At 63.8% G+C, this 24,968-nt stretch carries 22 protein-coding genes; 7 read left to right on the forward strand and 15 right to left on the reverse strand.

Translation table 11 applies throughout. The features are described 5' to 3' along the window. The first annotated feature begins 4 nt into the window (after nt 1-4). Nucleotides 5-994: an ABC transporter ATP-binding protein gene (locus IVB24_RS17600; protein ID WP_162406375.1), complete on the forward strand. Its 990-nt coding sequence runs from the start codon at nt 5-7 to the stop codon at nt 992-994. Beyond that, nucleotides 991-1,983, forward strand: a complete 993-nt coding sequence (locus tag IVB24_RS17605) for an oligopeptide/dipeptide ABC transporter ATP-binding protein (RefSeq protein WP_247773925.1) — start codon at nt 991-993, stop codon at nt 1,981-1,983. Before IVB24_RS17600 ends, IVB24_RS17605 begins: the two co-directional genes overlap by 4 nt. A gap of 91 nt (nt 1,984-2,074) precedes the next feature. Here IVB24_RS17605 and IVB24_RS17610 read toward each other — a convergent pair whose 3' ends face one another. The 11 genes from IVB24_RS17610 to IVB24_RS17660 form a co-directional block, all read right to left on the reverse strand. After that, nucleotides 2,075-2,362, reverse strand: a complete 288-nt coding sequence (locus IVB24_RS17610; RefSeq protein WP_247773926.1) for a YciI family protein — start codon at nt 2,360-2,362, stop codon at nt 2,075-2,077. A gap of 74 nt (nt 2,363-2,436) precedes the next feature. Then, nucleotides 2,437-3,414, reverse strand: coding sequence for a sugar ABC transporter substrate-binding protein (locus tag IVB24_RS17615; protein WP_247773927.1), 978 nt, complete (start codon nt 3,412-3,414; stop codon nt 2,437-2,439). Nucleotides 3,415-3,458: 44 nt separating this feature from the next. Further along, nucleotides 3,459-4,436, reverse strand: coding sequence for an ABC transporter permease (locus IVB24_RS17620; RefSeq protein ID WP_094974945.1), 978 nt, complete (start codon nt 4,434-4,436; stop codon nt 3,459-3,461). Further along, entirely contained in the window at nt 4,433-5,383 is a 951-nt protein-coding gene (locus IVB24_RS17625) for an ABC transporter permease (RefSeq protein WP_247773928.1), read from the reverse strand. Before IVB24_RS17625 ends, IVB24_RS17620 begins: the two co-directional genes overlap by 4 nt. After that, nucleotides 5,376-6,899: a sugar ABC transporter ATP-binding protein gene (locus tag IVB24_RS17630; protein ID WP_247773929.1), complete on the reverse strand. Its 1,524-nt coding sequence runs from the start codon at nt 6,897-6,899 to the stop codon at nt 5,376-5,378. The genes IVB24_RS17625 and IVB24_RS17630 overlap by 8 nt, the downstream gene beginning before the upstream one ends. Further along, a complete protein-coding gene (locus tag IVB24_RS17635; RefSeq protein ID WP_247773930.1) occupies nt 6,896-8,290 on the reverse strand; it encodes an FAD-linked oxidase C-terminal domain-containing protein in 1,395 nt (464 codons plus the stop codon). Before IVB24_RS17635 ends, IVB24_RS17630 begins: the two co-directional genes overlap by 4 nt. 58 nt (nt 8,291-8,348) lie before the next feature. After that, nucleotides 8,349-9,233 (reverse strand): intradiol ring-cleavage dioxygenase, encoded by an 885-nt coding sequence (locus IVB24_RS17640; protein WP_247773931.1) that lies wholly within the window; start codon nt 9,231-9,233, stop codon nt 8,349-8,351. A gap of 16 nt (nt 9,234-9,249) precedes the next feature. Further along, nucleotides 9,250-10,152, reverse strand: coding sequence for an NAD(P)-dependent oxidoreductase (locus tag IVB24_RS17645; RefSeq protein WP_247773932.1), 903 nt, complete (start codon nt 10,150-10,152; stop codon nt 9,250-9,252). Further along, nucleotides 10,149-11,537 (reverse strand): amidohydrolase family protein, encoded by a 1,389-nt coding sequence (locus IVB24_RS17650; RefSeq protein WP_247773933.1) that lies wholly within the window; start codon nt 11,535-11,537, stop codon nt 10,149-10,151. Before IVB24_RS17650 ends, IVB24_RS17645 begins: the two co-directional genes overlap by 4 nt. Nucleotides 11,538-11,541: 4 nt before the next feature. After that, nucleotides 11,542-12,621, reverse strand: a complete 1,080-nt coding sequence (locus IVB24_RS17655; protein ID WP_247773934.1) for a maleylacetate reductase — start codon at nt 12,619-12,621, stop codon at nt 11,542-11,544. Beyond that, nucleotides 12,618-12,941, reverse strand: a complete 324-nt coding sequence (locus IVB24_RS17660) for a Dabb family protein (RefSeq protein WP_346771379.1) — start codon at nt 12,939-12,941, stop codon at nt 12,618-12,620. The genes IVB24_RS17655 and IVB24_RS17660 overlap by 4 nt, the downstream gene beginning before the upstream one ends. A gap of 108 nt (nt 12,942-13,049) precedes the next feature. Between IVB24_RS17660 and IVB24_RS17665 the strand changes: the two genes are divergently transcribed. After that, nucleotides 13,050-13,973, forward strand: coding sequence for a LysR family transcriptional regulator (locus IVB24_RS17665; RefSeq protein ID WP_094974936.1), 924 nt, complete (start codon nt 13,050-13,052; stop codon nt 13,971-13,973). Nucleotides 13,974-14,031: 58 nt separating this feature from the next. Here IVB24_RS17665 and IVB24_RS17670 read toward each other — a convergent pair whose 3' ends face one another. The 3 genes from IVB24_RS17670 to IVB24_RS17680 all read right to left on the reverse strand — a co-directional run bounded on the left by IVB24_RS17670 (nt 14,032) and on the right by IVB24_RS17680 (nt 18,346). Continuing rightward, nucleotides 14,032-15,567, reverse strand: a complete 1,536-nt coding sequence (locus IVB24_RS17670; RefSeq protein WP_247773936.1) for a hypothetical protein — start codon at nt 15,565-15,567, stop codon at nt 14,032-14,034. Between the two features lie 29 nt (nt 15,568-15,596). Further along, nucleotides 15,597-16,763, reverse strand: coding sequence for a glycosyltransferase family 4 protein (locus tag IVB24_RS17675; protein WP_247773937.1), 1,167 nt, complete (start codon nt 16,761-16,763; stop codon nt 15,597-15,599). Between the two features lie 236 nt (nt 16,764-16,999). Next, nucleotides 17,000-18,346 (reverse strand): polysaccharide biosynthesis C-terminal domain-containing protein, encoded by a 1,347-nt coding sequence (locus IVB24_RS17680; protein ID WP_247773938.1) that lies wholly within the window; start codon nt 18,344-18,346, stop codon nt 17,000-17,002. A 466-nt stretch (nt 18,347-18,812) separates the two neighbouring features. Between IVB24_RS17680 and IVB24_RS17685 the strand changes: the two genes are divergently transcribed. Next, on the forward strand, nt 18,813-20,036 hold the full coding sequence (locus IVB24_RS17685; RefSeq protein WP_247774115.1) for an FAD-dependent monooxygenase: 1,224 nt from the start codon (nt 18,813-18,815) through the stop codon (nt 20,034-20,036). Between the two features lie 27 nt (nt 20,037-20,063). Here the strand turns inward: IVB24_RS17685 and IVB24_RS17690 are convergent, their stop codons facing one another. Beyond that, a complete protein-coding gene (locus tag IVB24_RS17690) occupies nt 20,064-21,200 on the reverse strand; it encodes a GNAT family N-acetyltransferase (protein ID WP_247773939.1) in 1,137 nt (378 codons plus the stop codon). Nucleotides 21,201-21,853: 653 nt separating this feature from the next. Between IVB24_RS17690 and IVB24_RS17695 the strand changes: the two genes are divergently transcribed. From IVB24_RS17695 to IVB24_RS17705, 3 genes are read left to right on the forward strand one after another with little or no spacing between them, the layout of a single operon-like run. After that, complete coding sequence (locus tag IVB24_RS17695; protein WP_247773940.1) at nt 21,854-23,014, forward strand: transporter substrate-binding domain-containing protein; 1,161 nt, start codon at nt 21,854-21,856, stop codon at nt 23,012-23,014. Next, the gene (locus tag IVB24_RS17700; protein ID WP_247773941.1) at nt 23,011-23,676 is read left to right on the forward strand and encodes an ANTAR domain-containing protein; all 666 of its coding nucleotides are present in this window, start codon (nt 23,011-23,013) and stop codon (nt 23,674-23,676) included. The genes IVB24_RS17695 and IVB24_RS17700 overlap by 4 nt, the downstream gene beginning before the upstream one ends. 10 nt (nt 23,677-23,686) lie before the next feature. Continuing rightward, nucleotides 23,687-24,928: an urea ABC transporter substrate-binding protein gene (locus IVB24_RS17705; RefSeq protein ID WP_247773942.1), complete on the forward strand. Its 1,242-nt coding sequence runs from the start codon at nt 23,687-23,689 to the stop codon at nt 24,926-24,928. The last annotated feature ends 40 nt before the right edge of the window (nt 24,929-24,968 follow it).

The raw sequence follows: 24,968 nt of genomic DNA on the forward strand, positions 1-24,968 counted from the left end.
CGCGATGGCATTGCTCGAAGTCGAGAATCTCCAGACCCATTTCCGCACCCCCAGCGGCATCAACCGCGCGGTGGACGGGGTGTCGTTCCATGTCAACGAGGGCGAGACGCTTGCCATCGTCGGCGAATCCGGCTGCGGCAAGTCGGTGACCTCGATGTCGTTGATGCGGCTGATCCCGGAGCCGCCGGGCAGGATCGCAGGCGCGATCCGCTTTGCCGGCAGGGACCTGCTGCAATTGTCCGATCGTGAGATGCGCGCGATACGCGGCAACGACATCTCGATGATCTTCCAGGAGCCGATGACGAGCCTCAATCCGGTGCTCACCGTCGGCCGCCAGATCCGCGAAACGCTGATGATCCATCAGGGCCTGGACAAGGCGGCGGCGGAGGCGCACGCAGTCGAAATGCTGACATTGGTCGGCATTCCCGAACCGGGGCGCCGGGTGCGCGAATATCCGCACCAGCTCTCCGGCGGCATGCGTCAGCGCGTGATGATTGCCATTGCGCTCGCCTGCAATCCGAAACTTCTGATTGCCGACGAGCCGACCACCGCGCTCGACGTGACGATCCAGGCGCAGATTCTGAAGCTGATGCTGGATCTCAAGAGCCGGGTCGGCGCCGCCATCATCCTGATCACCCACGACCTCGGCGTCGTCGCCGAGATCGCCGAGCGCGTCATGGTGATGTATGCGGGCCGCAAGGTCGAGGAAGCGCCGGTCGCCGAGCTGTTTCGCGCGCCGCGGCATCCCTATACGCAGGGACTGCTCGGTGCAGTGCCACGGCTCGGCTCGTCGCTGACAGGCACGGCAAGACGGCTCGCCGAAATTCCCGGGCAGGTGCCCGATCTCAGAAAGCCGATCATCGGCTGCGTCTTTGCCGGCCGCTGTGCGCTTGCGACCGATCTGTGCCGCCAATATGCGCCGGGGCTCGAAGAGAAGGGCCCTCGTCACGTCGCCGCCTGTCACTATGCGGCCAAGGGAGCCGTCGCGGCATGAGCCCTCCGTTGCTCCAGGTCAACGACCTCAAGAAGCATTTTCCGGTCAACAAGGGCTTTTTCGGGCGAAAGACCGAATTCGTCTATGCGGTGGACGGCGTTTCGTTCGAGATTGCGCGCGGCGAGACGTTGTCGCTCGTCGGCGAATCCGGCTGCGGCAAATCGACGGTCGGCCGCGCCATTCTGCGGCTGTTCGACATCACCTCAGGCCAGGTCATCCTCGACGGTCAGCGCATCGACGATGCCGCGCCGAGTACGATGCGTCAGATGCGCCGGCGTGTGCAGGTGGTGTTCCAGGATCCGTTCTCCAGCCTCAATCCGCGCATGCGCGTGCGCGACATCCTGGCCGAGCCAATCCGGAATTTCGGCCTCGCCAAATCCGCCGAAGACCTCGAGGTCCGCGTCACGTCCCTGATGGACACCGTGCGCCTGCCGCGCGAGGCGCTGAACCGCAGGCCGCACGAGTTCTCCGGCGGCCAGCGCCAGCGCATCGGCATTGCCCGCGCGCTCGCGGCCGAACCCGAGCTGATCGTGTGCGACGAGGCGGTCTCAGCGCTCGACGTCTCGGTCAAGGCGCAGATCGTCAATTTGCTGCAGGATCTCCAGAGCGAATTTGGCCTCGCGCTGCTGTTCATCAGCCACGACCTCGCCATCGTCGAGCACATGACCCATCGCGTCGCGGTGATGTATCTCGGCAAGATCGTCGAGGTGGCGCCGCGCCGCGAGATCTTTGCCGCGCCAAGGCATCCCTACACCAAGGCGCTGCTCTCGGCGGTGCCGCTGCCCGAGCCTGGCGCCCAGCGCAATCCCATTATCCTCAAGGGCGACGTGCCGAGCCCGATCAATCCGCCGAAGGGCTGCCGCTTCCACACCCGCTGCCCGCTCGTGTTTGATCGCTGCCGGGTCGAAGAGCCGGTGCTTCGCGCCGCCGGGGCCGAGCAGTGGGTGGCCTGTCATATCGAGGACGGCGCTGCGGCGATGAGCAGCTGAGGGGCGAGATTTACGTCGGAAATTCGCCAGCAAAAACAATCCTGTTCTACTGTGCATGGGGTTGTTTTCGCATTTTTTGGTGGGGCCGGCCTCAACCCTGCCGGCGGAGGAAGCCCGTGATCGTGACCTTGTCCCAGATGCCGGCCGCGGCGAAGGGGTCGGCGCGATTGAAAGCCTCGACGTCGCCACGGCCTGGCGCCTCGATCAGGAACAGGCTGCCGATCATCGTTTGACCATCGTCGGAGACGAGCGGCCCCGACATCACGATCTTCACGCCGAAGCGCGAAGTGTCGCTCAGGAAAGCCTTGTGGGCATCGTAATTGGCGAGCCGGGTCAGCAGCGCGCCGGCGCGGTCGACGGCGTGAATGGCGAACAGCATGGTGGTCTCCGTTTCTTCGGCTTCAGTTCTTGGGACGGCCGCCGTGGCGACCGTCCGAACGTGATGGGGTGGACTTACTTGGCGCTGAGCTTGCCGGCTTCCTCGAAGGTCGGGCAGGTCCGTTGCTCCAGCGGCACGTCGAACGGCTTGTAATTGTCCTTGGTGATGACGGTCGGTTTCAGCACGATCTCGCTGATGACCGGCTGGTTGCGCAAGGCGCGGATCGCCATCATGGTGCCGAGGCAGCCTTGCGCAAATCCGTTGTAGTCGCCGCTGGCGAGCAGCTTGCCGGACTTGATCGCGTCGATCGCCTCCTTGGTGCCGTTGATGCCGATCACCTGGGCCTTGCGATTGGCACCGTCCAGCGCCTCGATTGCGCCGACCGCCATGGCGTCGTTGGCAGCGAGCACGCCGTCGATCTGCGGGTTGGACTGCATCAGGTTTTCCATGACCTGAAGCGCCTGCAGCCGCTGATAGTTGCCGGGCTGCGAGGCCAAGAGCTTGGCGCCCGTGTTCTCCTTGAGTGCATCGTTGAATCCGCGGACGCGGTCGACATTGGTCAGCGAGCCCTTGACGCCCTCGATGATGACGATGTTGCCCTTTCCGCCCAGCGTCTTCAGGAGGAAGCGCGCGGTCTCGAGTCCCAGGCTGTAATCGTCGGCACCGACGAAAGACAGGAACTTGCCACCGGCGGAGCGGTCGGTGATGTTGACGACGGGGATCTTGGCTTCGTTGATCTTCTCGACGCCCGGCACCATCGCCTTGTAGTCGACCGGCGTGAACACGATCGCGCTCGGTTTCTTCACCACCACGTCCTCGATCTGGCTGAGCTGCTCGGGGATCGAGTCCGGCTTGGTCGGGATGTACTGAAGCGTCTTGGCGTTCAGCGTCTTCGCCATGTTGTCGGCGCCGACCCGCACCGTCTGGAAGAACGGGTTGGTCTGATTCTTGGTGAAGACGGCGATGGTCTCGCCGTCGGCACGTGCTTGTGCCGTGAATGCCGCCGCTGTCATCAGCACCGGCAGCGTCAGGTAACCCAGTTTCCGTTTCATGTTGCCTCCATCCCTCGTTTTGCTTGTTGGACTTTCTTGAGAACTCATTGCGCGCGGCGGCGGGTCTTCATGTCGAGCCAGACCGCGAGAATGACGATGATGCCGGTGACCAGCGGCTGCCAGTTGGCGCTGACCGAGAGCAGGTTCATGCCGTTCAGCACCAGTGTCAGGATCAGCGCGCCGATGAAGGTGCCGAACACGGTGCCGACGCCGCCGAACAGAGAGGTGCCGCCGATCAGCACGGCCGCGATCGCGGGAAGCGTCAGGCTTTCGCCGATGTCGGCCTCGGCCGAATTTAGCCGCGACAGGAAGATGATCGAAGCGAGCCCCGCCATGGTGCCGGAGACCGCGTAGACCAGCAGCAGGCGGCGCGCGACAGGAATGCCGGAGAGCCGGGCGGCGACCGGATTGGCGCCGATCGCATAGATCTCCTGGCCCCAGATCGTCCGCTGCGCGAAGAACGTCCCGATCCCGAGGAACACCAGCAGTAGATAGACTGGGATCGGCAGGCCGAACAGATAGCCGCTGCCGATCTGGCGGAAGCCGGCGGGGAAGCCGTGAAGCGTTTCGCCCGCCATGTACCAGTAGGTGAGGCCGTTCAGCACCCAGAGCATGCCGTAGGTGGCGATGAAGGAGGGGATGCGCAGCGCGGTGACCATGATGCCGTTGAGCAGGCCGACGAGGCCGCCGCAGGCAAGCCCGGTGAGGATGCCAAGCGCCGGCGAGCCGGTCTTGTGAATCACGGTGCCGGCGATGCAGGCCGACAGCGCGACATTGGCCCCGACGGAGAGATCGAGGCCGGCGGTCAGCACCACCAGCGTCAGGCCGGACGCGATGAAGAAGGTCAGGCTCGCCTGCCTGAGCACGTTGAGGATGTTGCCGAGGCTCAGGAAGGAATCGCTGAGCACGGCAAGCACCGCGCAGATCAGCAGGGCCGCGAGCAGGCGATAGAACACCTGGATTGCATCCTGCGACAGGAAGGAGCGGGGCGGCATCATGGCGTCTTTGGTGATGTCGGTCATGCCCGGCTCCTGAGACCATCGAGGAACAGCGCGACGATGACGAGCACGCCGACGCTGGCGACCTGCACCGAGGATGGCAGCGAGATCAGGTTCAGCCCGTTGCGGAGCACGCCGACGGAAAGGACGCCCAGCAGGGTGCCGAGCAGCCAGCCATTGCCGCGCTCGAACGAGGTACCGCCGACGGCGACGGCTGCGATGGCGTCGAATTCGAGGCCGAGGCCGGCCGTGGGATGGCCGGAGTTCATGCGCGCCGTCATCAGCAGCCCGGCGATGCCGGCCATGGCGCCGCCGATCGCATAGACCGCGATCAGCAGCCTGTTCGGCGACAGACCGGCATAGCGCAGCGCCTCGCGATTGCCGCCGAGCGCGAAGATGTAGGTGCCGAAGCGGGTGTGATAGAGCAGGCCGTGAAACGCCGCATAGGTCACGAGCGCCATCACGATCGGCACGGGCACGCCGAGCAGCGTCGACGAATAGATGTCGCGCACGCTGTGGGGAATGCCGACCACGCTCTGGCCGTCGCTGACGATCAGCGACAGCCCTTGCGCCATGCCGAGGGTGCCGAGCGTCGCGACGAAAGGTGGAATGCCTAGGATGGCGACCAGCCAGCCGTTGGCAACGCCGAAGGCTACACCCACCAGCAGGCCGGCGCCGAGGCCCAGGAGCATCGAGTGGGTTGCGAGAGAGACGATCGCAACGCAGAGCGAGGTCAGCGTCAGCACTGCGCCCATCGAGAGGTCCAGACCCTCGGTCATGATGATCAACGTCATCGGCAGCGCCAGCATGGTCAGGATGGTCGACTGCACCAGCACGTTGGAGAGATTGGCGACCGAGAGGAAGCCGGGCGCGATCGCGCTGAACAACGTGATCAGCAGCACCAGCACCATGGCAACGCCGGGAATGCGTTGCAGCGGGTTGGACCCCGAGACGACCGCGGCTTCACGCATGATGCATCCCCAGTCGCACGATGTTCTCCTCGGTCAGTTCGTTACGCGTCAGGTGCCCGGCGATGCGACCCTCGCGCATCACATAGGCGCGGTCGCAGACATGGCAGATCTCGATTTGCTCGGACGAAATCATCAGCGCCGCAGCGCCTTCCGCGACGAGGCGGTCGATCAGCGCAAAGATCTCCGACTTGGCGCCGATGTCGATGCCGCGCGTCGGTTCGTCGAAGATGAAGAGCTTCGAGCCGGCCGCCAGCCATTTGCCGATCACGACCTTCTGCTGGTTGCCGCCCGAGAGCAGGCCGACGGTCTGACGCGCGCTGGGCGTTGCAATGCGCAATTGCCGGATCAGGGCGTCGGAAGTCCGTTGCGCGCCTCGAGAATCGAAGAGTCCGCTCGGGAACAGCTTTCGCAGCGCGGATACCACGAGGTTGTCGCTGACCGAGCGCAGCAGCGCGAGACCCTCGCTCTTGCGGCTTTCCGGGATCAGCGCAATGCCGCGGCGGGCGGCAAGATCAGGCTCGCCGGAAATGGGCTTTCCGTCGAAGATGATCTCGCCTGATGTGACCGGATCGGCGCCGAAGATGGCGCGCGCGACTTCGCTGCGGCCGGAGCCGACCAGGCCGCACAGGCCGACGATCTCGCCCCGGCGCACCTCGATATTGATGTCGGAGATACCGGTCGCCGCGCTCAGGCCCTTGACTTCCAGCAGCAGCTCGCCGGGCTTGTCGGCGAAATTCCGGGGATAGGTCATGTCGACGTTGCGGCCGACCATCATGCGTACCAGCTGGTCCGGCGTGACATCGGCCGGTTTGACGCCGTCGATGCGGCGGCCGTCGCGCAGCACGGTGATGCGGTCGCCAAGCGCGAACACCTCGGCCATGCGGTGCGAGATGTAGACGATGGAAACGCCGTCGGCCTTCAGCCGCGCGATCAGCGCGAACAGCAGCTCGGTCTCGCGGTCGGATAGCGCCGCGGTCGGCTCGTCCATCACGAGAATGCGGGCGTTCTGGCTGATCGCCTTGGCAATCTCGACCATCTGCTGCTGCGCGACGCCGAGCTTGTCGACGGTCGTGGAGGGATCGATGTCGAAGCCGATCGTGTCGAGCACACGCTTCGCATCGGCCAGGATCTTGCGGCGGTCGATGGTGCCGGGGATGCGTCCCCCGGGTTCGCGGCCCAAGAAGATGTTCTGGGCGATATCGAGATGGGGAACCAGCGAGAATTCCTGGAAGATCACGGCAATGCCGAGCTTCTGTGCATCCGCGGTCGACGAGATCGCGACCTTGTCGCCCTTGTAATGGAACTCGCCGGCATCGGCGCGATAGGCACCGCACAGGACCTTCATCAGGCTCGACTTGCCGGCACCGTTCTCACCCAGCAGCATATGGACTTCGCCGGGGTAGACGGCAAAGGACACGTCATCCAGCGCCTTGACGCCGGGAAACTCCTTGCTGATGCCGCGCAGCTCCAGGAGCGGCGCGGGGGAGGTGACCTCGACCGGAAGTGCGTCGCTCATGCTTTGGCTCCGCTCGCAAAGATCTTTCCAGGGTTCATCAGACCATCAGGATCGAGCGCGGTCTTCATGGATCGCATCACATCGACGGCTTCGCCGAGTTCATCGGCGAGGTAGTCGATCTTGCCGAGCCCGATGCCGTGCTCGCCGGTGCAGGTGCCGTCCATGGCAATGGCGCGGGCGACCATGCGGGCCTGCAGCGCCTTGGCGCCTTCGCTCTCCTCCGGCCTTGCGGGATCGATCAGGATCAGCATGTGAAAGTTGCCGTCGCCGACATGGCCGACGATCGGCGCCGTGAAGCCATGCTCGTCCGCGTCGCGCCGTGTCTCGGTCAGGCATTCCGCCAGTCGTGAGATCGGCACGCAGACATCGGTGATCACGGCGCGCGCACCCGGCCGCAGGCCCAGCCCGGCATAGAGGGTGTTGTCGCGGGCATGCCAGAGACGGCTGCGGTCCTCCGGTGCCTTCGCCCAGGCAAAGCCATGGCCGCCATGGTCGGCAGCGATCGCCTGCGCGGCTTCGGCCTGCTCGGCAACGGAGGACTCGGAGCCGTGGAACTCAAAGAACAGGGTCGGAGCTTCGCGGTAACCGAGCTTGGCATAGGCATTGATGCCGCGCATCATGACGTCGTCGAGCAGCTCGATACGCGCAACGGAGATCGCGGACTGGATCACGGAGATTGCGGTGTTGACGGCGTCGTGCAGTGTGTCGAAGCTGCAGACCGCTGCCGAGATCGCTTGCGGCACGGGGTGCACTTTGAGCGTGATCTCGGTGATCAAACCAAGCGTTCCTTCCGCGCCGACGAACATGCGAGTGAGGTCATAACCGGCGGCCGACTTCCGCGCACGCTTGGCGGTGCGGATGATGCGGCCATCGGCCAGCACCACCTCCAGCGCCATGACGTTGTCCTTCATGGTGCCGTAGCGCACGGCCATGGTGCCGGAGGCCCGCGTCGAGGTCATGCCCCCGATCGAGGCGTCGGCACCGGGGTCGATCGGAAAGAAAAGTCCGGTATTGCGCAGCTCGGCATTGAGCTGCTTGCGCGTGATGCCGGGCTGCACGACGACGTCCATGTCGCTGTCGTGAACCGTCAGCACCTTGTTCATGCGCGCGAAGTCGAAGCAGACGCCGCCGGCGATCGCGGCCGCATTGCCTTCGAGCGAAGTCCCGGCACCGAACGGGACGATCGGCATTCCTGCGCCGGCGCACAGCTTGACGATCTCGGCAACCTCCCGCGTTGTTTCGGGGAAAACGACGATGTCCGGCGGCAGATTGCGGTAGTGCGATTCGCTCTGCCCATGCTGATCGAGCACGCCGCGCGCAACGCTCGCGCGCGGGCCGATCATGCCGGTAAGGCGTTCGGCCAAGATGCTCGTGCTGACCCGCGGTCCCATCCTTAGCTCCCGTCTGCTCCCTGTTGCCGGACTCTTGCTGGTCCGTCGCCGCTTGATCCTAAGCGGCTCTTGCGTTGCTCGCGACCTGCTTGAGGCCGAAATCATAGTTGAGATGGAAATATTCGGTGTCCACCATGCGACCATCCGGCGCACGGCCGGCCAGATGCCTGGCGAATTCGCGGATCAGGCTGTCCTTGACGCCGAACACCACGTCCGAGTCGAGATATTGGTCACCGGCGACGAACACGTGGGTTACCAGCTGCTCGAAGCCCGGCGCGGAGATCATGAAGTGAACATGCGCCGGACGCCAGGGGTGGCGGCCCTGCGCCTCCAGCATCTCGCCGACCGGGCCGTCGTGTGGGACGGGGTAGGCGGCCGGCTTGATCGACCAGAAATGGAATTTGCCGTCGGCATCGGTGTGGAAGCGCGCGCGCATCGCGAGATCGCCGATCTGGTCGAGCTGCTGCACGTCATAGTAGCCGTCATCGTCGGAGTGCCAGACATCCACGATGGCACCCACAAGCGGCCTGCCGTCGACGGTCGAGACAGAGCCGGAGACCAGCATGGGATCGCCTTCCATCGGGCCGGAAATATCCGCGCCGCTGTCCTTCTCAGGAGCAGCCTGGACGAAGAACGGGCCAAGCACCGTGGTCTCGGTCGCGCCCTCCGGCACTGGATGGTTGATCGCATCGACCAGCATGGAGGCGCCGAGCGTGTCCGACAGCAGGATGAACTCCTGTCGCTTGTCGTCGCACATGTGCCCGGTGCGGGTCAGGAAATCGATGCCGAACTCCCATTCCTTCTGGGTCGGACGTATCTCGCGGACGAAGGCATGAAGGTGGCGCACCAGGGCTTCGCTGACCTGCTTGATGCGCGGATCGCTAGCGTCCTTGATCCGCTCCAGCACCGCGTCGGTGATCGTGGTCTCGTTGAAATTACGCATTGGTGCCCTCCGCCGATCAGAGTTTGGGTTCGCCGAGGCCGGACAGGTGTTCGAGGTGCTTGACGGTCGCGATGAAGTCCGTGTCGCCGTCGCCTTGTGCGACCAGCGAGCCGTAGGTCTCCCGCACCTGGGCGGCGAGCTGAAGCGGGACGCCGACGGCGTGGCCGGCGCCGAGGATGAGGTCGAGATCCTTGGCCATCTGCTTGCAGGAGAAAGTGGACTCGAAGTCGCGGTTGCGCAGCGGCGCGGTCTTGTACTTGACCATGGGCGAGGCCACCGCGCTGTCGTCGAGCACTTTCAGAATGTCCTGCCAAGCGATGCCGCCCTTGCGTGCCAGCGCCAGGCTCTCGGCCATCATCGCGGCCGACACCGCGATCATCAGATTGACCGAGAGCTTTGCGTAACGCGCTTCCTCGGCCGGGCCGAGATAGGTCTGCGCACGAGTGAAGGCCGCAAACAGCGGCTTTGCGTTTTCGAAGGCGTCTTTCGGCCCCGAGACGAAGCAGGTCAAGGCGCCGGTATGAACGATGCTGGCATTGCCGGAGACCGGCGAGCGTAGATAGGCAATGCCGCGCGCCTGCGCGGCGGCCGCAACTTCAGTGGATGCTTCGACGCTCACCGTGCTGGTCTCGATCAGAACAGTTCCTGGCGCCATTGCCGCGACGAGGCCGGTAGGTCCGAGCAGCGCGCCGCGCAACGCGAGGTCGTCCGGCAGCGAGGTGATGACAGCAGCCTTGCCGCTCACGGCCTCAACCGGCGATGCCGCGATCAAAATGCCTTGCCCCCGCGCCTCGTTGATCCGCGCCGCGCTTTGGTCGAAGGCGGTGACGGTGTAGCCGGCCTTGGCGACAAGCACCGACATCGGCAGGCCCATCTTGCCGATCCCGATGAAAGCGATGTTTTTCGAGGTGTCTGTCATTGTTGTTGTCCGTTGGCGCCCTTCGCGGCGCGCCCCTGTCGTTCGAGGTCCTGCACCAGACGCCGGCCCGATTGCGCCAGCAATTCCTTCTTCGGCTCCAGTCCCTCGACCAGGAGTCGCCCGTTCCGCTTCTTCCAGGCGCCGCCGATCATCACGGCCTCGATATTGGCAAGGCTCGTCTGCATCAGGACGGTCGCGACGGGGTCGTGCACGGGGACGAGGTTGAGATCCGAGGCATTGATGACGACAAGGTCGGCAAGCTTGCCCGGCGTCAGCGATCCGATCTGGTCCTCGCGGCCGAGCATGCGGGCGCCTTCCGTCGTGATCCAGCGCAGCGCTTCGCGAACGGGGATCGTGGTGGTCGCGGGAATGGTTCCGGTCTTCTTGCGCGCCTCTGCATTGTCGAGCGCACGCTGCGTCGAGAGCGCAACGCGCGCGACGGTCAGGAGGTCTCCGGCCAGCACGGACTCCAGATCAATGCCGATCGTCGGCCGCACGCCGCGCTTGAGCAGCCGCCCGGTGATCGGAAAGCCGTGGCCCTGGATCATCTCGTTCTCCGGCGTGACCGAGAAGGACACGCCGAGTTGGACCATTCGGTCGAGCAGATCGTCGGGCAGATCGTTGCCATGGACGATGTTGATGCCGGTGCCGACGAGCCCGGCCTCGATCAGCTTCTCCCAGCCGCCCTGCGTCTTGGCCGGGCCGCCGCCCTGATGCATCGATGCGATCAACTTCAGTTCGCGCGCCATGCGGAAATCGTGCATGGCGACGTCGAGAGTCGAATAATGCGGGCCGAGGATTGCAAGGCCGAGCGTAACAAGACCGTCGCGGTCGGCGAGGGCGCCCGCTAGCAGTCGTTCGACATCGCGGCGCGGATGCGGCACTTCCGAGAAATGGGGTTCGCCGTGCTTCGGCTCGGGTTTCGGCGAGCCGTGGAAAAAGGCGGCGCGGATGCCGCTCTCGATCAAGCCGCGCACCGCAGCATCGGTGTGATCCGGCGTCGGATTGTTGTGGCACCAGTCGACCAGTGTGGTGGTGCCGCAATTGATCTGGTTCAGCGCGCCGACCAGCGTGGCGATATGGATGTCGTCGGGCCGGAACACGGTCGCCAGCCCTGCATGCATGCGGCGGAAATATTCCAGCAGCGTCCAGTTGGCGGCATAGCCGCGCAAGCCCGTCTGCCAGGTGTGCATGTGCGCGTTGATCAGGCCCGGGATGACGATACGGCCCTTGCCGTCGACGATCTCCGTGTCGGCCGCGACATCGATCGATGGCCGCACATCGACGATGCGGCTGCCCTCGATCAGCACATCGCCGGTGCCGAGGTCACCGATCGCGTCATCCATGGTGATGACAGTGGCGGATTTGATCAGCGTGCGCCGCATCGTTTCAAGCCGCCGCTTTGATGGCGGCCGGGGGCTCGCCGGCCCAGGCGCGCGCGATAAGGTCGCGGATGGCGCTGCGCTCGAGCGGGCGCGGATTCCAGTAGGCGTTGGTGACGGCAAGATCAGCCGCCTTGTCGATGCCGCTCTCGGGCATGCCGATATCGCGCAGCGCCGTCTTCGCACCCAGCCGCTCCGCAAGTTCGAAAAGTCCCTGCGATGCATCGGTAGCGCCGATCGCACGGGAGATTCGCGCCATCGCGTCAGGCACGGCCGGCGCGTTGTAGGCCAGCGCGTGCGGCAGCACGATGGTGTGGGTCTCTGCGTGCGGCAGGTCAAAGGTTCCGCCGAGCGTGTGGCAGAGCTTGTGATGCAGCGCCATGCCGACGGTGCCGAGGCAGACACCGCACAGCCAGGCGCCATAGAGCGCTTCAGTGCGGGCCTCGCGGTCGTCGCTTTTGACGGCAATGGCGGGTAGGGCGCGTGCCAGCGCGCGGATGCCTTCTTCCGCCATCAGCGACGTGACCGGATTGGTGTCGCGCGCATAAAGCGCTTCGACTGCGTGGGCGATGGCATTAATGCCCGATGTTGCGGCCAGACTTGAAGGTAGCGTCAGAGTGAGATCGACATCGTAGATCACGGTCTCCGGCAATATCGCCGCATCGCGCACCGTGGTCTTCAGGCCGTTCTCGGTCTGGCCGACGATCGGCGTCATCTCCGAGCCGGCATAGGTGGTGGGAATGCAGAGCTGGTTGATTCCGGTGCGCAAGGCCAGCGCCTTGCCGAGACCCGTGGTCGAGCCGCCGCCGAGCGAGACGACGCAGTCGGCCTCGCATGCCTTCATCGCCGCGAGCGCGCGCTCGGTGACCTCGACCGGCGTGTGCATGGTGGCGCCGGCAAAGATGCCGGCATAGAGCGGGCCGAGCGTGGAACCGAGGCTCTTGCCCTGCGCTTCCTGCTGCGGCGTCGTCAGCACCAGCGCGCGCTTGCCCCCCAGCCGTTCCACCTCGGCCTTGGCGGAGCCAAGCGTTCCGCTGCCGAACACGACGCGGCAGGGCAGGTTTTCAAAGGTGAACGAACCGATCATGCGCCGGTCTCTTTGATGGGATAATCGACCTGGAAGCGCCCGATCCGCAAGTCGCCCAACGCTTCGCGGACGCGCAAATGTTCAGGGTGGTTTGCATAGGCCGAAAGCGCGGCCTGGTCGGTGAATTCGGAGAACAGCACCACGTCGCAGGCATAGTCGACAGCGCTGACGTCAACGCCAACCTCGATATGGGTGAGGCCGTCGATCCGGCCCTTGAGGCCCTCGAACAGGGTTTTGACCTTGATCCGGGCGGTGGCGCGCTCCTCAGGGGTCTCCCCGCGCAGCCGCCACATCACGATGTGCCTGATCGGGCCCGACATTTCCTGATTTCCTCGCCTGCTATCTTGCTTGTGTTGCGGCCATTTTGACTTGCGGGATACGGAAATAAAGGTCAATAATCGTAAGTCTCTTTTCCAGAAAGTGGAAAAATGGATCGGTTGCTGCAATTGGAGGTCTTCGCCAAAACGGCCGAGCTCGGCAGCTTGTCCAAGGCAGCCGAAGCCTTGCGCATGTCGAATGCGGCTGCGAGCCGCACCCTCAGCGCGCTCGAGGAGCGCCTCGCGGTCCGGCTGATCGAGCGCAACACCCGCCGGCTGTGGTTGACGGAAGCCGGGCAGGAGCTGTTGAACCGCTGCGGCCCCGTGCTGAGCGAATTGGCCGAAGCCGAGGACATCGTCAGCGATCGCGCGCTGTCACCGCAGGGTACGCTGCGCGTCACGAGCTCGCTGTCGTTTGCGGTGATTTATCTCGCGCCGATGCTACCGGCCTTCCGTGCGCGTTATCCGAAGCTCAACATGCAGATCACGACTGCCAACCGCTACCCTGATTTCATCGAGGCCGGCATCGACGTGGCGATCCGGACGCGCGAGCAGGAACCGGATTCGAACATCATCGTCCGCCGCATCGGCCAGATGCGCCGCGTGCTCGCGGCCGCACCATCCTATCTCGAAAGCTGCGCCGGGCCGGAGCAACCCGCCGATCTCGCGCGTCACAACATGCTGGTCTACAATCTCGCCAACGATCCCTATTCGCTGCGCTTGCGCAAAGGCCATGGCGCGCAGACGGTCCGCATCACGCCGACGCTCGACAGCAACGACGGCCAGGTCATCCGAGGCGCGGCGCTGGCGGGTCTCGGCATCCTCATCCAGCCTCTCTACATCGTGCAGAGCGACATCGCGGCGGGGCGTCTCGTTCCGGTCCTGATGGACTGGGAACTGCCGCTGCTCACCATGAACATCGCCTATCAGAACCGCGCCGGCCTGCCCGCCAAGATCAGGGTATTTTCCGACTTCCTGGTCAGCCACATCCGCGAGCATTCGGAGCCGGGGATCTGGATCGACGCGGCGAAGTGAGCGGGAGAAGCTCAGGCGTAGCGATCGCGGCGGGCGAGCCAGGCGGGCAGGCCGTCGATCAAAGCGCCGAACGCGGGCTCGGTTGCGCAGATGAAACCGCCGATGGAAATTTGCTTGCGAGGGCGCGCATCTTGGGTTGCACGCGCGAACCGTCGATCACCTCGAGCCGGCCGCAGCGGTTCAGGGTATGCAGCTTCCTGCCGGGCCATAGCGGTCCGGGCTTCAGCGTGTGGCGGACGATCTGCTTGAACGTCGTCGGCGACAGTTCGACCACTTCCGCCAGCCCGAGCGCCGCGCCGTATCCGTCGGTACAGTTCTGCACCGGTCGCCACAGTCTGCCGTTCATGGTGATCAGATTCCCCGCCGGCCGCGTGCTGGCGCGGTCGATCAGGACTGGGTTGCTGGCATGGGGCACCCAGGGACCAAGGAGATGCTCGGCGTAATAGATCGCCAGCGAATCCGAATAGCCGCCGGTTCCGTCTCGCCAGGCGCCGAACAGATAATGCAGGCCGTTGTGCTGCGTGATCGTCACGTCCGCAAGTTCGAGGCCTGACAGCAGCGTTGCATGCCGCTCCCATTTGTCCGGAAACCGGACGCATTTGTAGAGGGCGACGTCCCCGTGGGTTGAACTCTCCGGGATCATCCACAACTCGCCGCCGTCTTCGATCAGAAAGGGATAGGAGAGGTGCCAGGGCTCTTCCAGCACGGGCACCGCTTTTCCCGCTGGGCCGGCGTCATTGAACTCGATGGCGGAAATGATGCCCTTGCCGATACGATGATCGAGATCTTCGAAGAAGACGAATGTTCGTCCCTGCCACGTGACGGGAAAGGGATCGGCATAGAAGTGATTGCCGGGATCTCCAAGAACGTTCCAGCGCGGCCCGGACAGGTCACCGGTCTGCCAAATGCCTGCGCCGTCGTTGAAGCGCCACCCGATATGCCAATGCGGGGCGTAGCAGCAGAGGCGATAGATTTCCTTGGCGATCGAGACAGCAAGGCCGCGCGCGACATAGGCTGCGGGTCGTCGGCCCGCGCCGTTTGCGGTGGAACGCGCCAGCTGCGGCACAATGCGCGGCCGTCCCGACAGGATTGCCGCGACCATCGTGAGCGCTCGCGCCATGACGGTTTCGAGCGCGCCGCTCAAGCCGGCGGCAATTTCTCCGGATGGATGGCCGCTATCGACGAGCGAACCGTCGACCTCGTTGACGATGTCGATCACCGGCAGGTCGCCGGCGAGAATCGCGGCGAGGGCGGCGTTTTCGCCGGAAACTCCGTTGAACAGCGGACGGAGATATAGCTTTGCGGAGCTGTTCGGGTCGCGCGCACCATTGGTGAAGTCGACGATCACGTCGGCGGTCCCGGTCCGACCCTGCGTCGATTCCGGAACGACGTGCAGCCTGCTGGCGCCGCTGTGTTTGCCCTTGTGCAACACCACACGTTCCAGCTCGAACAGGGTGTCCAAGCCTGTGGGGCGCGGCTCCGCAGTCGCCGTCCACGCGATTTGAACCGGAATTTCCCGGCCGTCGATCAACAGCGTGTCGCGGCTCATCCACCGCCGCGCATGCTCACGTTCACAGCGAAACTCGATGATCATGTCGAGCCAATCTATTCCAACTTATCAGGTCAAATGACCCGGCTGAGAATCCGGACGTATTCCTCCACCATGGCATCTACCGAATAGCGCAGCCGCAGGCCTTTGGCGTTTTGTCGCAGTTCGTCGCGTAAATGTTGGTCCGTCAGCAGCGTGGAGACGACTGCAGAGAGCTTCGCATGATCGGAAGCATCGACGAAAAGAGCCGTCGGCCTTCCTTCGTAGGACAGCACTTCGCGCAAGACGGGAAGGTCGGTGACGACGGAGGGAACACCGGCGTTCGCAGCCTCGACCGCGGCCAGACCGAAGGTCTCGGCCTGTGTCGGGAATACGAACACGTCCAGGCCGGCGAGAAAGTCCGCCATCCGTCTGGGGGGAATTTCCCCGAGCAGATGCAGCCTGTCCGACACCTTCAATTCATTCGCCAGCAGCTTCAGCCGGGCCTCGTCGGCACCCAGGCCGGCGAGCGCGAGATGCCAGGACGGTTGATCCGGCAACAGACGTATCGCCAGGTCGAGACGCTTGTGCGGATGCAGCCGCGCTGCGCAACCAAGCAATATGCGATCCGGCGGCAGGTTGAACTTTTGTCGTGCAGCATCCTTCGACAGCGTAAGGGCCTTGTCATCGAAGCCGTGCGGTACATGCACCATGCGCGACCGGTAGGCTGCGGGATAGCGCGAATATTCGCGCTCCATGTCCTGCGAATTGAGCGTGATGCGGTCAAAGAAGCCGACGCTGCCCATCACGATGTCGGCTGTGCGAACCGGCCAGCTCATGGACAATGCGGATGAAACCTGGTTGGCGACGACAGGTGCGCGGCTGACGAGGCGCGTCACGCCGCCGCCGATGACATTGCCGAAATGCTGAAAGGTCAGGACGGCGTCCGGCTTGATGGTGCTGATATGACGGCCGAGTGTCCACAGCATCCGCAGCAGGGCCACCGGATTGCCGGGGCGGCTCGGCGCGCAATAGAGCGTATCGGGCGGCTCGTCGAAGGAATCCGATTTGCGGAAGAAGAAGAGATTAGTGACGCGATAGCCGCGCTCGGTCAGCCCGGCGCCGAGCAGCCTGGAGATCTCCTGCGCGCCGGCGTTCTCTGCCTGGGTTTGCGCAAGGAGCACGTGCAACTTTCGCTCGCCGCCATTCGACCGCGCCGGAGCCGTCTCGCCCAATTCCTTGTTCGGCTGATAGTAGAGCACGGATCCCGACCCGTTAGAGAAACGAAATCTTCACCTTCTTAACTCCGTACCTATCATGCGGGCTTCGCGTGGACACCGACTAGAACCAAACGGAGTTAATGCAAGGCCTGGCCGTCGACATCGTTCCCGCAGCCATTTCACCGGTTCCCGGATGCGGCGTAGCGAGCACGTTAACTAACCGATCCTGCGCGGCCGGCGCGTGATCGCGAACCGCCGCGGGACGGTGTGATCGACGCCTAGTCGCTGGAGTCGGCGCCGCGCACTGCATAACTGCCTCGTTTCAAGGCGGCGAAGCGCAGCAGCACGAGGATCGAAGGATCGACTCCCGTTCGCCGGCGGCAGAGGACGTTCAGGGCAATGGTCGCAAGCGCCAGCGACACGGTGGCCGAAATCGCCGCGCCAAGCAGGCCGAGCCAGGGAATGAGGATGAGAAACCCCACGAGCCGCAACGCGACGTTGGCGGCAACGACGGGAACATAGATTCGTTCATGGCCGGTCAGTTGCAGGATCGCAGCGGACGGGCCGCCTGCAGCCTGGATGGCCGTCCCGATTGCGAGCACGATCAAGACCGAGTGCTGTGTGGTGAAATGAGGTCCAAACAGGTTGAGGAGATAGGGGCCGCCGATCCAGATCGTGGCGAGCCCCGCGGCCACGCATAATGCGGTCACCTCCGCCATCAGCCGCAAGGTTCGCCCGAACTCCTGGTGGTTCTTGCTGAAATACAGCGACGGAAGCCGGCGGGCTCCGAACGTGTACAGCGCCGCAGACAGCATGGCGAAGATGTTGGCGAGGCGCGATGCGGCAAAGTAGATTCCGGCGGTCACCGGATCCAGCATCCAATACACCAGAATGACGTCGAAATACTGGTTCGCGGCCTCGAGGATGGACGCAAGCCAGAAGTGAAGCGCGCTCGAGCGCCAGCGGGACGTCTCGGAGCGCGCCGCCGTACCACGCAAATCCGGCAGCACGCGCGCGATCGAAACGATTTGCGCAATCAGGCCGGCCGACATGGCAATGGTCATCACCGCGAACAACTCGGCGGGATCGAGTTGCCGATGACCGAGCAGCATGGCGAGCAGAAACAAGACGACGATGACCCGCCAGAAGAACTCGCGATTTCCTTCGCCCATGAGAATGCTCACCAGCGAGCGGGCGACCTGACTGCCGAGCATCACGCCTGCACTCACGGCCGTGTAGGCCGCTACTGCAAGGATGAGCACCCACCAGTCGCCTCTCAGGCCAGCCACGAGGGCAATGCCGAGGATGACAACCAGCATGGCAACGGACGTGATCTTGACGCTGGATTGGAGGACGCCTTTGATGAGGTCCGGCCTGTCACCGACCTGATACTCGTTCAGGAACCGCACCAGCAACGATTCCTGGCCGACCAGTCCCACGACGGCGGCGATCTGAGCGACCGAAAGCCAGGTCGCAAAGATTCCGAAGCCGTCGGGCGACATCGTTCGTGCCGCCAGCGAGAACACCGCAAATGCCAGCGCGCCGCTACCAACCTTGAGCAGGATGGTCCCGACGACCCCGCGCGTGACGTCGCGCCGCATGAGCTGGAGGATGGATTTGATCATGGAAGTCTAAGGAGCTGCTCTCTCCTGAAGAGACATGTTCCGATACCGGTGGCAACCTAGCATGCCGAAAAATCACGAGTGTTAATGCGAGGCATCCAGGATCTCGCCTGCGGCGTCGATATCGCGATGACGCTGGTTGCCTCACTGTGGAACATCACCGTTTCCATTGTCCCAAATAGAGCAAGGCGAACTGGGACGGATTGACGGAATAGCGCCGCGTCGACGGCCGGGAAAGGCATGATCAGCCGCTTGAATGCGAAATGGCTCGCCGGGATCGACCGCAGAACCGCCGGAAGCTGGACTTTACGGATAATTCCGAGCAAGAGGCGTACCGGGTATCGTCGGGGCAGCCGGCTCTGCGCTTCATTAACCTCGATACCGAGAAATGATCGCGTTTGGTCCTGCGATGCGACATCAGGCCGGAGAATTGCACGTGCGACTTTGGTTGACCGTGGGAGCCTGGATCATGACGGCGGATGGAACTGTGGCCGAGCCGATCGACACAGCTGGTACTTCGACGATCGTTGCGGACATCGCAATCGTCGGCGGCGGCCTTGCAGGGTCGCTTGCGGCGGCCGCGCTGGCGCGGGCAGGGCATCGTATCGCCCTGATCGAAAAGCGCGCGGTTCATCCGGACGAATTCCGGGTCGAAAAGATTGGCGGCCATCAACTGGAGTTGTTGCGCAAGCTGGGCTTCCTCAACGCGCTCGAGAATGTCGCTTGCCGATATGATCAGGTGCTCAATATCCGGGAAGGCAAGGTGGTCGATGTCAGCGTCGGCCAGGCTTATGGATTTTCCTACGTCGATCTCGTTGCCATGGCGCGCAGCCAGATACCCGCTTCCTCCAACCTGATCGTCGACGAGGCCACTGCGATCAGTGGTGGCGGCGACGTCCAGCATCTCGAGCTGGCTTCCGGACGGCGCGTGACTGCGCGCCTCGTCGTTCTCGCCACGGGCATGGCCGCGGCTCTCGGCTATAAACTCGGTATCAAGCGGCGGATTCTGGCCGAGCGCCATTCGGTGTCGTTCGGTTTCACGATTGCCCGTCAGGATGGTCGCCCGTTCGATTTCGAAGCGCTGACCTGCTATGGCGAGCGCACGGCTGACGGCATCGACTATCTCAGCCTGTTTCCGGTACGCGCCGGCATGCGGGCCAATCTCTTCATGTTCCGCGACCCGACCGATCCGATCATGCGCGAGCTGCGTCGCGAGCCGGAAGCGACGGTCCTGCGTCTGTTGCCGGGATTGCGGACCTATCTCGGCGATTTCCGCGTCATCGACCGGGTCCAGAACTGGGTGATGGATCTGACCGTTGTCGAAGGACACCTCCAACCCGGCATCGTGCTCATCGGTGATGCGTTCCAGACCAATTGTCCCGCGGCGGGGACGGGCGTCGCGCGCCTGCTGGTGGATGTCGATCGTCTGTGCACTGAATATGCGCCGAAATGGCTCGCGACTCCCGGCATGGGCCTGGAGAAGATCTCGCAGTTCTATTCCGATCGCGACAAGATCGCGGCGGATCAGCAGTCCCTGAAGATGGCGCACTTCCGTCAGGCCCTGACGTCACGCAACGATATCGGCTGGGACGTCCGGCGCCGGCTGCACTTTCTGCGGCGCAGCCTGACACACCGCGTCGATCAAATGCATCCGGGTTGGATTGGACGGGTTCGCGGCGCCCTGCGCGCCTGAGTTCTGCGGCCTTTCGCCTGCCGCCTTTCAGCGCGTGGGCGTTGGGCTGCGGGCGGGCAGGAGCCGCAAATCCGATAGCCGCTTGGCCGCCAGCTTCAGCCAGGGAGCCTGCTTCAGCGCGAACAGGGCGATGGCGCCTGCGGTGCTGCCGGCTTTCGTGATCGCCCACATCGGAGAGGGCTGTCCGCCGAACAGTTTCTTGTATGGCTCGTCACCAATGGTGAAATCGAGCATCTGATCCCCGCGCTCGATGCAATCCCGCGCCACCTGCTCGAACATCAGCGCGCCTAAGGATTGGCTCTTGTATCCGGCAATGTCGAAGGCGCTCATGATGATGAGGAAGCTGCCTTGATGGCAGAGGCCGAGCACGGCGGCGATCACCTCGCCGTCCATCTTCATGGCATAGAGCCGCACAAAGGCGCCGAGCCCACGAAGGGCCACGTCGGAATAGAAGCCGAAATATTCGGGACGCTGGAGCAGATCTCCGTCGCCTTGCGCCTGGAAGCGCGGACCACGAAGCTTCCTCATCACATCCAGCGCTTCGAGCACGGAGGCGCTGTCGTTGCAGCATGAGAAGCTCAGCGCGCCCTTCTTCTGCAGCTGACGATATTTCTTTGCGAGCTCCTTCTGATAGGAACGATCGATCGCACTGGTCCGCCATTGCTCAAACGGCGCGACGAGAACCGTCGCGTAGGCGTTGGTGTCCATCGATACGCGGCGGGATGCGGCCAGGAGGTTCTCGATCGGAAGCCGCCCGTCGGGCAGCTTCGCCATGCGGAGCAGATCGAAAGGTCGAACGAGGCGCCGAATCTCGGCGCATGCGTCCGCGTCGTCGAGCAGTTGCGAAAACACTTCCTGGCTGCAAACCGGCGCCAGATAATCGGAGACGCGGAGATCGGCGAATTCGACGGTCCGGATCGGACCGCGCCGGATCCGGAGCAAGGGCAGCACCATTGCAAGGGCGCCCGTCGCGCGGTGGCGGACCACGACGACCAGAGGTGTCGCACCCGCATCCGAAGCGAGCCTGGTGTAGAGGCTATGCAGCCAGATCGGATGCTGGAACGCCGTGGCGGCCGAGCGATCGAACAGCTCGGCATATTCCGGAGACAGAAAGTCGAACGCCTGCTCGATGACGATGTCGAAACTGTTGGTGAGCTTGTTCATGCGCAATCAGGGAAACCGGATAATTCGCGAAGTCGATCGAGCCGTGGCTACGCTTTATAGCAGGGTCGTTACGGGCTAGACACCGGCGGCGTTCGAATTGCATTAACGCGCTCAAGCACGTTCGTATCGTTACCAAATTCTTAAATCCCGGAGCCTTTTGGACTTGGTCTCAGGATGAGATCGTGCAGAAGCAGCCTGATGTTGGACGAGGCTCGGGGCAGCTGAAGTTCACTCGCTCCAACCAAACCGACAGCCGGCAGAGACATCCGTCGTTCGCGGCGGCAAGAGCCGATGCCCTCGACCGGGCGCGGGTCTCTTGGCAGGTCTGCTCGCAGCTTTCGACGGCCCACGTCCGGTCTGGAAGCCGGGCGTGCGGCGTGCCCTGTGGTCTCCGCCGCATCGAGACAGCGGGCGCAGTTCGGCTGCATAGTTTTGCTGCATCACGATAAGAATCGCGGCAGTTTCCGCTGCAATAACGCGCTTGACTTCGTAACTGATCTCAACGACCGTATCATGCAGGCGTTGGGCAGTTCGGCCCGTCAACGCAGCGAGCTTCAATCATTTCCAACATCACGCTGATGGCGTGCTCGGTTGGTGGCGAGGGCGCCCTCGGCTTAACAGCCGGTGGGCGCCTTTTTATTTTGGAACGAGTGATGGCGCGGACGAACTATCGGATCGGCGTGATGCTATCGACGACGGGATCCTACAGCGTCGTTGCGCGCTCGATGTTGAACGGTGCGCTGCTCGCCTTTCGCGAGATCAATGCAGGGCGTGACGACATTGCGCTGGAGCCGGTCGTGGTCAACCCGTCCGGCGACCTTGCGAGCTATCGTTCGCTCAGCCTCGAGCTGCTCGGTTCCGGTGTTCGGCATGTGGTCGGCTGCTACACCTCGTCGAGCCGCAAGGAGGTGATCCCCTGCTTCGAGAAGTTCGACGGACTGTTGTGGTATCCGTCTCATTACGAGGGATTCGAGAGCTCCGATAACGTCATCTATACCGGCGCCGCGCCGAACCAGCACGTGCTGCCGCTCGTCGATTATCTGGCATCCCGCGTCGGCTCGCGCGCCTTCTGCGTCGGCTCCAATTACATCTGGGCGTGGGAAAACAATCGCATCTTCCGGGAGGCGCTCGCCGCCCGCGGCGGCATCGTGGTTGCCGAGCGCTATCTCTCGGTCGGCGACACCGAGGTCGACCAGGTCATTGCGGCGATCATCGATCAGCGTCCGGACTTCGTCTTCAACAACCTGATCGGCACCAGCGCTTATGCCTTCTTCCGTGCGTTCCGCGCCGCCTGCCGTGCGCGCGGCATCGACCAGGCGGCTGAAATCCCGGTCGCGAGCTGCACGCTGTCGGAGCCGGAATTGCCGGAAATCGGCCCGGATGCCGTCGATGGACATCTGTCATCGAGTGTCTATTTCTCCTCGCTCAATTCGGCGGAGAACGGCGCCTTCATTCGTGCCTACACCACGTCTTTTCCGGATGGACCGGTCTCGTCGGCTGACGCCGAAGCGTCCTACATCGCCGTCAAGCTGCTCGGCGCGGCCCTCTCGCAAGCCGGCACCGACGACGCCCGCACGGTACGTGCCGCCGTGGCCGATCAGCGGCTGTGCGCTCCGCAAGGCGAGGTCCGCATCGACCGCCAGACCTTCCACGCCTGGCTGACGCCCCGGATCGGCCGGTCGACCGTCAGCGGGCAATTCGAAGTGTTGCTGGAATCGCGCGAGCCGATCGCGCCAGATCCCTATCTCGTTCAGTCGTCGCCGCGCTTCGCCGGCGCAATGCGCTCTCCGCTTTTGAAGGTGGTGCAATCATGAGCTCTCGACTGCTACAGAACTTCAAGGGCGGCCGTGCCATCGTCGTTACCCGGCGGGGCGGATGGGAGAGCGCGCTGGAAACGACGCTAGCCAAGCTCGGCGTCTCCACCGAATATCCGGAGATCATCGACGGCCGTGCGCAGATTGACGTCGCCGGCCTTCAGGCCGAGCGGGACATCCTGTTCATCGACGGCGATCTCGAAGGCGCGGTCGCAATCGAGGTCAACCCCGGCTCGCGCTTGCCGCCGGTGCCGGTGATCGGCCTCGTCGGCGTCGAGGCGCCGAGCCGGCTCAAGGCGCTCGTCAACCTCGGCGCGACCTCGTTCCTGCGCAAGCCGGTGCATGGCGGCGCGGTCTATACCTCCCTGTTCATGGGCATCAACCAGTTCCTGCTGCGCGCCGAGATGTATGAGCGCCTGCAAGACCTAGAGGAACGCCGCCGCGGTCGGCGCGCGGTGATCCGGGCGGTCATCCTGCTGATGCGGCAAGACGGCCTCGACGAGGAGGGAGCCTATTCCCAGCTCCGCCGCGACAGCATGCGCGCGCGGCAGAACATGGAACTCTATTGCGAGGAGTTTATGAGCAAGCGGGCGAAGCCGCCCGATACGTCCGGCCGCACAACCGGCATCACGCTGCAAGGCGGCAACAAGCAGGCCATCTAGGAGAAGCAAAATGAGCAAGTCTGTATTGCGGGGGCTGCGTGCCGCAGCCCTCACGGGGACGCTTGTCCTCGGATCATCTCTGGCACACGCGGCGGAAAATCCGATCAAGCTCGGCGTGCTTGAAGATCAGTCCGGCGATTTTGCCGCCGCGACGATCGGCAAGGTCCACGCCATCCAGCTCGCCACCGAGGAGATCAACAAGGCCGGTGGCATCATGGGGCGGCCGATCGAGCTCGTCGCTTACGACACGCAATCCGACAACACGCGCTACCAGGAGTTCATGCGGCGCGTCCTCCAGCGCGACAAGGTCGACGTCGTGTTCGCGGGCTTCTCCTCGGCCTCGCGCGAGGCGTACCGTCCGATCGTCGACCAGTTCAACGGCTTCGCTTTCTACAATAACCAGTACGAAGGCGGTGTCTGCGACGGCCACATGATCGTGACCGGCGCGGTGCCCGAGCAGCAGTTCTCCACGCTCATCCCCTACATGATGGAGAAGTACGGCAAGAACGTCTACACGCTCGCAGCCGATTATAATTTCGGTCAGATCTCGGCGGAATGGGTGCGCAAGATCGTCAAGGAGAACGGCGGCAAGATGGCCGGCGAGGAGTTCATCCCGCTCGGCGTGTCGCAATTCTCCCAGAGCATCCAGAACATCCAGAAGGCCAAGCCCGACTTCGTTGTCACCTTGCTGGTCGGCACCGCGCAGGCATCCTATTACGAGCAGGCGGCCTCCGCCAACGTCAACCTGCCGATGGCCTCCTCGGTCAACGTCGGCCAGGGCTATGAGCACAAGCGCTTCAAGCCGCCGAGCCTGAAGGACATGTACGTCACCACCAACTACATCGAGGAGATCGACTCGCCGAAGAGCAAGGAGTTCTACGCCAAGTTCAAGGCGAAGTTCCCGAGCGAGCCCTATGTCAACCAGGAGGCGGAGAACTCCTATCTCGCCGTCTATCTCTACAAGCAGATGGTGGAGCGTGCGAAGTCGACCAAGCGCGAGGACATCCGCAAGGTGATCGCGATGGGCGACGTCTGCATGGATGCGCCGGAAGGAAAGGTCTGCATCGACCCGAAGAGCCAGCACATGTCGCATACGATCTATCTCGCCAAGGTCGGCGCCGATCACTCGATCTCCTTCCCGAAGGTCTGGGAGGACATCAAGCCGTACTGGCTGGGTGACGCGGGCTGCGATCTCACCAAGAAGGATCCGATGGCCCAGTACACGCCGTCGAATCCGCCGCCGAAACCCTGACCGGCGGCTGATCGTCCCGGCCTGAGTTGCAGGTCGGGAC

The sequence above is a fragment of the Bradyrhizobium sp. 192 genome (genome assembly GCF_023100965.1).
GTDB lineage: Bacteria > Pseudomonadota > Alphaproteobacteria > Rhizobiales > Xanthobacteraceae > Bradyrhizobium > Bradyrhizobium symbiodeficiens.